Genomic DNA, 11,727 nt, shown 5'->3' with positions numbered 1-11,727 from the left:
TCACGTGAATCCGAGGTTGTCCCAAACCACTCGAGACGGCTTTGCACGAATGCTGAGGACGGCAAGTGTCCGTTGGCTGCCATGAGGCTCACCAAGCAATCTGTCGGTCGATACGCTTAGCTTTGTAACAAGATTGTCGTCCTCCAGCAGACAATATTGGGGTTCATCGTCGAACGCATTGCATGCCTTTAACTTCTGGACTTGGTCTTTTGAGGGAACCCTTAGTGCGTCAAGGAGCGTCTTAAGACGGTTGTCAATGTCACCATGGTTCGAGATCAATCTGCCGGGGGCCTGCGCCCTCAATAAGAGGACGTCGATTTCGGCAAAAAGGCTGGTTTTGGCAGAGATCATTGGAATAAAGAGGACCCCGTCGATTGTCATCCGACAAGTAAGCTGAGCGGCATCACGTTGTTCATCTTTCCAATGAAGCACATCACTCAACGGCGGATATGACCAAGCGGCTCTTATTTGAGGCGCAAGCTCCCTCCTTATTTGATTAATCTCTTTCAGGCCTATCTGTTGATGTGGTCGAAGATCGCCATCGAATACCAGTTTGAAATCCATGAAAGGCTCCTCACCAATCTCGATAAGCGGCACCCGCGAAACCAAAGCTACTAGATGGGATCCTATCTAATAAGCGAAAAATGGCAGCAAGCATAAGCTTTAGAATGATTGCAAAACCGACCTCCGCCTCTTAAACCACGGCCATCCGACAACCCGCCTCCGAAAGGCTTTTGACTGATGGCTGACGCTCTCTTTCCCCTTGGCGAAGACACCACCCCTTATCGCAAGATTTCCTCCGACTACGTGTCCGTCGACACGTTCAAGAGCCAGGAGGTCCTGACCGTCGATCCGGAGGGCCTGCGCCTGCTCGCCGAGACGGCATTTGCCGACATCAACCATCTGCTGCGCCCCGGCCACCTCAAGCAGCTCGCCTCGATCCTTCAGGATCCGGAAGCGACCGACAATGACCGCTTCGTCGCCTACGACCTCTTGAAGAACGCCAATATCGCAGCGGGCGGCGTGTTGCCGATGTGCCAGGATACCGGCACGGCGATCATCATGGCGAAGAAAGGCCGCAAGGTCTGGACCGAAGGCGGCGACGATGCGGCGCTGGCCAAGGGTGTAATGGATGCCTACGAGCATAAGAACCTGCGTTATTCGCAACTCGCGCCGCTCAAGATGTTCGAGGAAAAGAACACCAAGACCAACCTGCCGGCGCAGATCGACATCTACGAGGAAGGCGAGGACGCCTACAAGTTCCTGTTCATGGCCAAGGGCGGCGGCTCCGCCAACAAGACCTTCCTCTACCAAGGCACACCCTCGCTGCTCACCCACGACCGGATGATCGACTTCCTCAAGGACAAGATCCTGTCGCTCGGCACAGCCGCCTGCCCTCCTTACCACCTGGCGATCGTCATCGGCGGTCTGTCGGCCGAGATGAACCTGAAGACGGTCAAGCTCGCGTCCGCCCGCTATCTCGACAGCCTGCCGACTGAAGGTTCGGAAAGCGGCCACGCTTTCCGCGATCTGGAGATGGAAAAGGAAATCCACAAGCTGACTCAGTCGCTCGGCGTCGGCGCCCAGTTCGGCGGCAAGTATTTCTGTCACGACGTCCGGGTGATCCGCCTGCCCCGTCACGGCGCTTCGCTGCCCATCGGCCTTGGCGTCTCCTGTTCCGCCGACCGCCAGGCACTTGGCAAGATTACCAAGGATGGCATCTACATCGAACAGCTCGAGACCGATCCGTCGAAGTACATGCCAGAAATCGACGAGACCGCACTGTCCTCGTCGGTGGTCAAGATCGACCTCGACCAGCCGATGAGCGCGATCCTTGCCGAGTTGACCAAGCACCCGGTCAAGACGCGCCTGTCGCTGACCGGCACGATCATCGTCGCCCGCGACCTCGCTCACTCCAAGATTCGCGAGCGGCTGGAGAAGGGCGAAGGTATGCCGGAATACCTGAAGAACCACCCGGTCTACTATGCCGGCCCGGCCAAGACCCCGGCCGGCTACGCCTCCGGCTCCTTCGGACCGACGACGGCCGGCCGCATGGACAGCTATGTCGACCAGTTCCAGTCCTTCGGCGGTTCGATGGTCATGCTGGCCAAGGGCAACCGCTCGCGCGCCGTGCGCGAAGCCTGCAAGACACATGGCGGCTTCTACTTGGGTTCCATTGGTGGTCCGGCCGCCCGCCTTGCCCAAGACTGCATCAAGAAGGTGGAGGTTCTCGAGTATCCGGAACTCGGAATGGAAGCCGTCTGGAAGATCGAAGTCGTGGATTTCCCGGCTTTTATCGTCACCGACGACAAGGGCAATGATTTCTTCCAGGAATTCAATCTGGGCTGAACCAACAGAAGAAAAATGAACAACAAGGGGCGGCGCCAATGCGCCGTCCTTTTCTATTTGCGGTAATTTTTACATTTAAAAACAATAGATTATGGCATTTCTCCCAGAGGCTGCAAAGATTACCAGACTATTTCTGGCACTCCGGACTTTAAATGTTTTCAAACATTTTCCGTCTAACTATCAAAAAGGATCGTGGATCCGACAGACAAATGGAGTTCGCCGATGAACACGGCAACGACGCCCAAGGCACAGATTCCCGACATCGCGGCGCAGATCACCTATGCCATGCGCACGATGGGCGTCCCCCCTATTCCGCGGAATTATGAGCTGTTCTATGAAGCCTATATCGGCTCCAATCCGACCCTGACCAGAGAACTTGCCGCGCTCGGCAGCAAGGCGACTCAGGAAGAACTCGACGAACTCGGCCAACAGTATTTCGGCAATCACCAGAGCCGGGTGATAGAGAACGCCCATTCCAAGATCATCTCCGAACTCGATGGCCTGCTGCATCTGTTGAAACAGGAGCAGACTTCACTCGAAAGTTACAACAAGCTGCTCGGCGAGACCTACAGCCGCATCAATACGAAGAACACGGCAAGCGTCGACATCCTGCGCAGCGCCATCACGCTGTTGACCGAGGCCACTGACACGACCATGGCCCATGGCGAGCAAACGGTCGAACAGGTCACTCAGAAGTCCCAGGAAATGGACCAGGTCCGCAAGGAGCTGGACGAGTACAAGCGCATCGCCAATACGGATTCGCTGACGCGCATTGCCAATCGCCGCGCCTTCGACGAACGTCTGGCATCGATATACAATGCTTCCACCAGCGCACCACTGACCTCCCTGGTGCTGGCCGACATCGACAATTTCAAGAAGATCAACGACACCTATGGTCATCCCGTGGGCGACAAGATCCTCGCCACCGTCGCCACGGTGATCCGCGCCAATGTCCGCAAGGACTGCTTCGTCGCCCGCACCGGCGGCGAGGAATTTGCCATCATCATCGACGGCAACACGGCCGAAGAGGTCAATCAAATGTGCGAGCGGGTTCGCAGCGCGCTCGAGACGACGCCGTTCAAGAATTCCCGAACAGGCGTCAATTATGGTCCAATCACCCTCTCGCTCGGCTTCTGCATGGCCGGCAGCGCCGACGACCCCGGTGAACTTTACTCGAAAGCGGACATCGCTCTGTATTGCGCCAAGCATGCCGGTCGCAATCGGACAAAAATCTTCGAGGACGGCATGAAGAAGGACTTCACCAAGAGCTGGCTGATCTACAGGCGATGACCCTCGCCTGAAGCTTCAAGGACAAGCGGAGGTACCGCTGGCCTTGGCGATGGCAATCAGCTCGGGCCGATACTCGAAGTGCATGGTGTCATAGTGATACCAGCGGCCGCCCCAGACAAACCCGTGGCGCTCGAAAACGTCGATGATCTCCATCGGATACTTGTTCGCATAATTGGGAACATTGCCCGGCTTGCCACCCGACCAGATCCAGTAGTCGGCATATTTCGTATTGATGTCGATCGCCGCGCCAAAACTGTGCACCGACATGTTGGGGGCGTTCGCCACCTTGCGCCAGTTGAAAGTGCCGGCAGAGGGGGACAGGTATTTCTTCAGGGCAGGCTTTGCCGCAAGTTCGTCGCGAACCTTTTCAAGGGCTGCCGCCGCGCCCTGTCTCTTCGTCAGCCGCACGCTTTTGCCAAACCATGCGACCCTGACGAGCGACCGCTCCACTTCACGTGCCGACGCCCCGTAAAGCCGCATCATCAATGAATCGCTGCGAATGCGTCCTGGATCGAAATTGACATCCGGCTTCATTTCACAGGGTCCGAGCGGATAGTCCTGAGAGAGGCTGTCTTCGACATCGCCCTGCGCGAGCTTGGCAAAGTGGTCCTTCGCCTTACCGTCGTCGATCAGCAATGGAGCGCTACCATCACGAAACATCAAGCGACCGTCCTCGACGCCGCTGATTGTTTCCGGATAAGCGGCGACGAGTAATCCGAGCTTGTCGGAGAGGCTCAGTTCGACAGATTGGGCCGGCCCAGGAGCGAACATTTGACAGGCAGCGACCACCGCCGCGAAATATCCAGATTTTTCCATGCCGCGCTCCCGCCCAAAGCCCCTTTGCAACGGCAAGGTTCGCATGATGCGGCTTGCACGACAATGCGTCAGGTGGAGACTACCGCGCGACAGCTTCACCACATGGTGTTCGCGGCCCGCTCAGGCCACGTGCGGTCATAGCTTTCCTTGTCGAAATCGGCCTTTGCGGCCTGCAACAGGTCACCCGGCGATGGCAGGTCCTTCGGGTCGACAAAGTTCTCCGGTTGCCACAACCCCGCCCGCATAATCGCGCGGGCGCACTGGAAATAGACCTCGTCGAGGGTCACCAACACGACGGTGCGCGGATGTCTTCCGTCCATCTCAAAGCTGGAGAGCCGAGCGGGATCGGCCGAAACGACGGCCCGGCCATTGATTCGCATCACCGTGTTCGAGCCCGGAATGAGGAACATCAACGCCACACGCGGATCACGCACGATGTTCAGAAGCGAATCGATCCGATTGTTGCCGCGCCAGTCCGGGATGGCGACCGTCTTTTCATCCTCTACCCGTACGACCGCGCCACGATCACCGCGCGGCGAGCAGTCGAGCCCTTCCGGCCCGACGGTCGCCAGCGCCAAGAAGGGCGACGCCTCGATCATCCGACGGTATTCCAGCGTCAGCCTGTCCGTCACCTTGACCAGCGAAGCCTCGCTCACGCCCTGATAGATTTCCCTCAGGGCTTCGACTGTGCGGATGATCGTCATGGTCTCTCTTTCCGGCTCATTGACAATGCCCCAGATACGAACGGACCTTATCAGTATGATGACGCCGCGCGCAGTGGCAAGGGATTGCCGAGACCAACAGCCAGATGATCAGAAAGCAGAAAGGCCGAAACCTCGGAAATGACGCCCGGCGCGCTGACAATCCGGCGATGTCCCTGCCCATTCGCCCAGTAGTGGCGGACAAGATCGGAAACTCCGACATAACGTTTGGCTTGGGCGGCGCTGACCTCCTTGTCATCCTCGGCATGGACGACCAGCAACGGCTTGCCAAGCCGAAGCGCAATCGGCACGCAATCCAGCGCATCCACACCACAGCCAACCAGCCGTTGCGTCCTGTCGACCAGCGCCCGCTGCGTGGCCTTGGTCAGGCCGACCATCCAGGAGAAACCGTCGAACACGTCTTCAATGCGCGACGGCGATCCGATCACCGCAAGCCGCCCGGCGTAAAGCGCGGGGATACCGGGAAAACTGCCTCCAGCAGCCGTCATCAGCGCCGCGCCACCGAAAGAGTGTCCGACGGCCGCATCAAACGGCCCGAAACGTTCCTGCACCGTGGCCATAGCTTCGGCCGCCATGCGCATGTCAAGGCGACGGCCGGACGACCGGCCGTGGCCGGGAAGATCGACAACAAACACCTCGGCGCCCGCGTCGCGCAATCCCAGGGCCATATCTGCAAGATATTCGGCACGCGACCCCCAGCCATGAATCACCAGCACCCGTGGCGCAGAGCAGCCCGATGCCGCGATGCGCTGGACACCGATAGTCATCTCCGGACCTTGCACGAGGATTTTCTCGGCCTGCGCGAGTTTCCGAGCGCCTTCAGCGAAAGTGGCTTTCGCCTTGGCCACTTTCGGCCGCTTCGCCGGCGTGCGGCAGAACAGGGTGAGCGCGAGCTGGCTTGCAAGCTCCGGCGAGATTCGCCCGAGGCGGGAGAAACCGAATCGGGTGACCTTATCAGCAAAGGATGGCATAGTCGGATTCCCCATAAATGTTCAACGATGAACAATAAAGTACAGCAATGAACAAAAATCAAGCCCTGCCCTGGGACCACCCGCGTTTCAAGAGCTGGGTCAGTGTCGGTCGCGCCTGCCAACTCATGCAACAGGCGTTGACGCGGGCGCTTGCACCGCTCGACCTCAAGCCGCCACACCTCGATATTCTGGTCAATCTCTACCGCTTCGAGGCCATCTCGCAGCAGGAGTTGGCCCGCAAACTGCTGGTCGGGCGCTCCAACATGAGCATGCTGCTGCCCCAGATGGAGAAGCGCGGACTGATCGAACGCCGCGCCGACGCCCGGGACAAACGCATCCTGCGCCTGTTCCTCACTGAGAACGGCCGCGAACTGACGGCCCGCGCCATGGCGATCCAGACGGATCTGATCGAGCGGACCCTATCGGCGACACCGATCGAAGACTGCCTGTTGATGGCCGGCACCATGGAAAAACTGATCACCCGGCTACTGAGCGAGGAAGAGACAGAGAGCTGAACCCAACCCGCCGGCAAGACCGGGCCTACCGGCTCAGTCCCTTGTCCGCCAGTTCCCGCTCGTAATCGGCAAACTTGCTCTCCCCGGCCTCGCCCAGTTCGCGCAGATAGCTCCAGGTGAAGATGCCGCTGTCATGGCCGTCGTCGAACGCGATTCGCACGGCATAGTTCCCGGTCGGCGTCACGGCGGAAATCGCCACCTGCCGCTTGCCCGGCACGGTCACCTTTTGGCCCGGGCCATGGCCCTGCACTTCCGCCGAGGGTGACAGGACCCGGAGCATCTCGGCCGGCAGCGCGGCAATCACGCCGTCGTTGAAGGTCACCGACAATGTGCGCCGGTCCTTCGACACCTTGAGTTCGGTCGGCCAGAATTCGCTCATTTTCGCATCCGTCAATTTTGTCTGATCCTCGAGCACTATGCCCACCTATTGTGCGGCGCAAGACATTTTGCCAGCGACGCGCGCACCCATTTGCTTGACGCGGCGCGCCCTGCTGACCATCTTAGCTGAACAACGAGAGGTCTTACCGTGAATTTCAGCGCCGGGCCGTGGCAGGACGCCACTGCACTTCAGTCGAGCGACGCACCGATGATCGACCCGTTTGGACGGGCGGTCACCTATTTGCGCGTGTCAGTCACCGACCGCTGCGATTTCCGTTGCACCTATTGCATGGCGGAGAACATGACCTTCCTGCCGAAGAAGGATCTACTGACGCTGGAGGAGCTAGACCGGCTCTGTTCCGCCTTCATCACCAAAGGCGTGAAGAAGCTCAGGCTGACGGGCGGCGAGCCGCTGGTCCGCAAGAACATCATGTTCCTTGTCCGTAGTCTGTCGCGCCATCTCGACAGCGGCGCGCTTGAAGAACTGACACTGACCACCAATGGTTCGCAGTTGGCGCGTTTTGCCGCCGAGCTCGCCGGCTGCGGCGTCCGCCGCATCAACGTCTCGCTCGACACGCTCGACTCGGAAAAATTTCGTACCATCACCCGCTGGGGCGAATTCGACAAGGTGATGGAGGGCATACGCGCCGCCCAGGCCGCCGGGATCCGTGTCAAGCTCAATGCTGTGGCGCTCAAGGGCTTCAACGAGGACGAAATCCCCGAGATGATGCGCTATGCCCATGCAAATGACATGGACCTGACGCTGATCGAGACCATGCCGATGGGCGAGACCGGTGAGGACCGCACCGACCAGTATCTGCCACTCTCCTTGGTGCGGCAACGTCTCGAGGAAGACTTCACCCTCACCGACCTGCCACTCTCGACAGGCGGCCCGGCGCGCTATGTCGCGGTGAAGGAAACCGGCGGCAAGCTCGGTCTGATCACACCGATGACGCATAATTTCTGCGAAAGCTGCAACCGCGTGCGGCTTACCTGTACCGGAACGCTTTACATGTGCCTAGGTCAAGACGACGCGGCCGATCTGCGCATGGCCCTGCGTGCCTCCGACGACGACGCCTTTGTCTCGGCAGCGATCGACGAGGCCATAGGACGCAAGCCGAAGGGGCATGATTTCATCATAGACCGGAATCACCGCCGCCCGGCCGTCGCCCGCCACATGAGCGTCACCGGGGGCTAAATCGTCGTCCGTCCCACCCTACCCCAACAGTCCCCAAACACGTCGCACATTGCTTTTGCGACCGCCCGTTCATCGGCCAACAAAGGCGATACCGCTCGCTCACCGCTTCCGTTAGAACAGGTCTCCCAGAGTCCAGGAACACCGCGCATGGCATTGTCCAAGAATACGACGGGAGCGCTGCTGATGGCGCTCGCGATGGCAGGCTTCACGTTCAACGATGCACTTACCAAGGGGGTAACCCCGCTGATGAATGTCGGCCAGTTGATGTTCGTGCGCGGCGCGATCACCACGATCCTGGTCTATGGGGTGGCTCGCCATATGGGTGCTATCGGCCACATCCGCATGCTGACGCAACCCACGGTGCTGCTGCGCATGCTGTTCGAAACTCTGGCCGCAGTGACCTTCCTGAACGCGCTGGGCGTCATGCCGCTCGCCAATATCTCCTCGATCCTCCAGTCCCTGCCGCTGGCGGTGACGCTCGGGGCGGCGCTCTTCCTCGGTGAGCCCGTCGGCTGGCGGCGCTGGATGGCCATAGGCATCGGCTTCCTCGGCGTCCTGATCATCATCAGGCCCGGCCCGGAAGGCTTCACCATGGCCTCGCTCTACGTGTCGCTGAGCGTTCTCTTTGCCGCCGCCCGCGACCTCGTTACCAAGAGGATCGATCCTGGCATCTCCTCCCTTACCGTCACGCTTAGCACCGCGGTTGGGATCACTATCGTCGGTGGCTGTCTGATCGGGCCGCTCGGCGGCTGGCAGCCAATGAGCGTGTCGACTTGGGGTATTCTGCTGCTTGCCTCTTGCCTGATCTCCATCGGCTATCTGGCGATCATCATGGCCATGCGCACCGGCGAGATCTCCTTCATCGCCCCGTTCCGCTACACCAGCCTGCTCTGGGCCGTAACGCTTGGCATGATCTTCTTCGGCGAGGTTCCGGACATGTGGATGGCGACAGGCACGGTGATCGTCATCGGCTCGGGTCTTTATGCCTTCTATCGAGAGAACAAGCGTCGCTCGGAGATGGCCAGCAGACAGGTCCCGTCGTCGGAGACGGCGGCATGATACCGACAACCGCGCGACCGTTGCTGACGCAGGAAACCAAAGCTTGAAGACCGCACGCTTTCTCGACCGACAGTCTCCGCCCCATATCGTCACGCTGGTGGCGATCGCCGGTCTCTCGGCGCTGACGATGAACATCTTCCTGCCAGCGCTGCCGAGCATGGCCAAGGATTTTGGCGTATCTTACGGCACGATCCAGATCCTGATCTCGGGCTATATCGCCATGACGGCGCTCATCCAGTTGGTCATAGGCCCCTTGTCCGACCGATTCGGTCGCCGCCCGACCGTGTTGGGCAGTCTCTGCCTGCTGCTGGTCGCCTCACTCGTCTGCATGCTGGCGACGGACATCTACACCCTGGTCGCCGCCCGCATGGTGCAAACCGCCGTCGTCGCAGGCATCGTCCTGTCGCGCGCCATCGTCCGCGACATGGTACCGATGGAGCAGGCCGCCTCGATGATCGGCTATGTCACCATGGGCATGACGATCGTGCCGATGATCGGCCCGACACTTGGCGGCGTACTCGGCGACGCCTTCGGCTGGCGCGCCAATTTCGCAGCGCTCGTCCTTCTCGCCGCGGTCGTTCTGGCCCTGGTCTGGACCGACCTTGGCGAGACCAACCACAATCGCAGCGCCAGCTTCTCGGCGCAGTTCAGGGCCTGGCCCGGACTGCTCGCCTCGACGCAATTCTGGGGTTATTCCGCCGTCGTCACCTTTACCTCCGGCGCCTTCTTCGCCTTTCTCGGCGGAGCGCCCTTCGTCGGCGCGACACTGCTGGAGATGAACCCGAGCACACTCGGACTTCAGTTCGTCTTCATCGCCGCAGGCTACATGATGGGGAACTTCCTGTCCGGCCGCTACGCGCGACGCTTCGGCACATTCATCATGATGCTGGCCGGCACCCTCGCACTGATCCTTGGCACGCTGGTTCCGATGCTGCTCCTGCTGGCGGGCGCAAAATCGGCGCTTGCCTTCTTCGGTCCGCAGGTCATCGTCGGCTTCGGCAACGGCCTGACGCTACCGAGCGCCAATGCCGGCGTCGTCAGCGTCAGACCGCATCTTGCCGGCTCGGCCTCCGGCCTCAGCGGCGCGATCTCCATGGGTGGCGGCGCGGCGAGCTCGCTTTTCGCCTCGGCGATCCTCAGCGTCGAGACAGGCGCCATGCCACTGTTGCTGGTCATGCTGACCTGTGGCGTACTCGCACTCGCGGCACTCCTCTTGCTGCGTTATTCTGACCCGACAGACAGCTGGAGAAGCGAAGAGAGATGACCGGCGACGGCAATCCCCCAGGCCTTATCCTTGCCGGCGGCCTGTCCCGCCGGATGGGGCGTGACAAGGCGAGTGCACTGCTTGCCGGCCGCCCGATGATCGATCGCATCGCGGAACGGCTGCGGCCGCAGGTGTCAAGCCTGGCGCTCAACGCCTGCGAGGGCTTTGCCGGTGTGCGCGACCTTCCGCTTGTCCCTGATCTGCATATGGATCGCCCCGGACCTCTTGCCGGCGTGCTGGCCGGCCTGCGCCATGCGGCGGCCTTGCCGGATGCGCCCGGCCACCTGCTGACCGTCCCGGCCGACACACCCTTTCTGCCAACGGACCTTGTTTTGCGGCTTGTAGGCCAAGCCGACGACCGCACGCGTATCGTCCTTGCCTCGTCCGCCGGCCAGATCCATCCGGTCATCGCCCTCTGGCCGCTGTCACTTGCCGACGATCTGGAAGGCTGGATGGCTTCGTCGGACAATCGCCGCCTGCAAAGCTACATCGCCCGCCACCCCGCGATCGCCATCGACTTTGCCCTGGTCGACACACCGGCTGGTACCCTTGACCCGTTCTTCAACGTCAACACTCCGGAAGATCTCGCTACGGCCGAGCGCTTCATCGAGGTCCTGTCGCGATGACCACATTCCCCCGCATCTTTGGCATTTCCGGCTGGAAGAATTCCGGCAAAACCGGTTTAGCCGTACGGCTTGTCGATGAGTTCACCCGGCGCGGCTATCGCATCTCGACCATCAAGCACGCCCATCACGATTTCGACATCGACAAGGTCGGCGCCGACAGCTATCGCCACCGCGGCGCCGGCGCGCATGAAGTGGCGATCGTGTCGGGCACCCGCTACGCGATCATGCACGAATTGCGTGGCCGCGAGGAGCCAACCTTCAAGGAGATCCTCGCCCGGCTGGCCCCCTGCGACCTCGTGCTGATCGAAGGCTACAAGCGCGAACCAGTGCCAAAGATCGAGGCCCGTCGACTTGAATCGAAAAATCGCGAACCACTCGCGCCCTCCGATCCATACATCGTCGCAATCGCCGCCGATCACGCGGTTGCGGACAAGAACCTACCGGTTTTCGATCTCGACGACACCCACGCGATCGCCGATTTCATCGCCCACATCACCGGTCTGCCAGAACTCAACCCCTGATTGGCGAACGAACCGCAA

The 11,727-nt window shown here is 60.5% G+C and carries 13 protein-coding genes; 8 read left to right on the top strand and 5 right to left on the bottom strand.

The window, feature by feature from the left end; genetic code table 11:
- Positions 1 to 564 carry a hypothetical protein gene (locus tag RNA01_RS00245; RefSeq protein ID WP_147177758.1) on the bottom strand — a complete coding sequence of 188 codons (564 nt, stop codon included), beginning with the start codon at positions 562 to 564 and terminating at the stop codon, positions 1 to 3.
- Positions 565 to 741: 177 nt separating this feature from the next.
- Between RNA01_RS00245 and RNA01_RS00240 the strand changes: the two genes are divergently transcribed.
- Both RNA01_RS00240 and RNA01_RS00235 read left to right on the top strand, forming a co-directional pair.
- Positions 742 to 2,349: a fumarate hydratase gene (locus tag RNA01_RS00240; protein ID WP_147177756.1), complete on the top strand. Its 1,608-nt coding sequence runs from the start codon at positions 742 to 744 to the stop codon at positions 2,347 to 2,349.
- A 222-nt stretch (positions 2,350 to 2,571) separates the two neighbouring features.
- A complete protein-coding gene (locus RNA01_RS00235) occupies positions 2,572 to 3,639 on the top strand; it encodes a GGDEF domain-containing protein (RefSeq protein WP_147177754.1) in 1,068 nt (355 codons plus the stop codon).
- 15 nt (positions 3,640 to 3,654) lie between these two features.
- On the opposite strand, the gene RNA01_RS00230 is transcribed toward RNA01_RS00235, so the two are convergent.
- The 3 genes from RNA01_RS00230 to RNA01_RS00220 form a co-directional block, all read right to left on the bottom strand.
- The gene (locus RNA01_RS00230; RefSeq protein WP_170253310.1) at positions 3,655 to 4,455 is read right to left on the bottom strand and encodes a M15 family metallopeptidase; all 801 of its coding nucleotides are present in this window, start codon (positions 4,453 to 4,455) and stop codon (positions 3,655 to 3,657) included.
- A gap of 95 nt (positions 4,456 to 4,550) precedes the next feature.
- Positions 4,551 to 5,159: a pyridoxamine 5'-phosphate oxidase family protein gene (locus RNA01_RS00225; protein WP_147177752.1), complete on the bottom strand. Its 609-nt coding sequence runs from the start codon at positions 5,157 to 5,159 to the stop codon at positions 4,551 to 4,553.
- Positions 5,160 to 5,209: 50 nt separating this feature from the next.
- On the bottom strand, positions 5,210 to 6,148 hold the full coding sequence (locus tag RNA01_RS00220; RefSeq protein WP_147177750.1) for an alpha/beta hydrolase: 939 nt from the start codon (positions 6,146 to 6,148) through the stop codon (positions 5,210 to 5,212).
- Between the two features lie 47 nt (positions 6,149 to 6,195).
- Between RNA01_RS00220 and RNA01_RS00215 the strand changes: the two genes are divergently transcribed.
- On the top strand, positions 6,196 to 6,663 hold the full coding sequence (locus RNA01_RS00215; protein ID WP_147177748.1) for a MarR family winged helix-turn-helix transcriptional regulator: 468 nt from the start codon (positions 6,196 to 6,198) through the stop codon (positions 6,661 to 6,663).
- A 25-nt stretch (positions 6,664 to 6,688) separates the two neighbouring features.
- On the opposite strand, the gene RNA01_RS00210 is transcribed toward RNA01_RS00215, so the two are convergent.
- Positions 6,689 to 7,042: a gamma-butyrobetaine hydroxylase family protein gene (locus RNA01_RS00210; RefSeq protein ID WP_147177746.1), complete on the bottom strand. Its 354-nt coding sequence runs from the start codon at positions 7,040 to 7,042 to the stop codon at positions 6,689 to 6,691.
- Positions 7,043 to 7,249: 207 nt separating this feature from the next.
- On the opposite strand from RNA01_RS00210, the gene moaA reads away from it, so the two are divergent.
- From moaA to mobB, 5 genes are all read left to right on the top strand, one after another.
- Entirely contained in the window at positions 7,250 to 8,239 is a 990-nt protein-coding gene (moaA, locus tag RNA01_RS00205; RefSeq protein ID WP_147178231.1) for a GTP 3',8-cyclase MoaA, read from the top strand.
- 147 nt (positions 8,240 to 8,386) lie between these two features.
- Complete coding sequence (locus tag RNA01_RS00200; protein ID WP_147177743.1) at positions 8,387 to 9,298, top strand: DMT family transporter; 912 nt, start codon at positions 8,387 to 8,389, stop codon at positions 9,296 to 9,298.
- Positions 9,299 to 9,341: 43 nt separating this feature from the next.
- Complete coding sequence (locus RNA01_RS00195; RefSeq protein ID WP_147177741.1) at positions 9,342 to 10,562, top strand: multidrug effflux MFS transporter; 1,221 nt, start codon at positions 9,342 to 9,344, stop codon at positions 10,560 to 10,562.
- A complete protein-coding gene (mobA, locus tag RNA01_RS00190; protein ID WP_147177739.1) occupies positions 10,559 to 11,188 on the top strand; it encodes a molybdenum cofactor guanylyltransferase MobA in 630 nt (209 codons plus the stop codon). Before RNA01_RS00195 ends, mobA begins: the two co-directional genes overlap by 4 nt.
- Positions 11,185 to 11,709 carry a molybdopterin-guanine dinucleotide biosynthesis protein B gene (gene mobB / locus RNA01_RS00185; RefSeq protein ID WP_147177737.1) on the top strand — a complete coding sequence of 175 codons (525 nt, stop codon included), beginning with the start codon at positions 11,185 to 11,187 and terminating at the stop codon, positions 11,707 to 11,709. Before mobA ends, mobB begins: the two co-directional genes overlap by 4 nt.
- Positions 11,710 to 11,727: the final 18 nt, after the last annotated feature.

Source organism: Paenirhizobium naphthalenivorans, assembly GCF_007992095.1.
Classification (GTDB): domain Bacteria; phylum Pseudomonadota; class Alphaproteobacteria; order Rhizobiales; family Rhizobiaceae; genus Allorhizobium; species Allorhizobium naphthalenivorans.
Note: the sequence above shows the minus strand (reverse complement) of the source record. Positions and strands in the feature narration are given on the sequence as shown.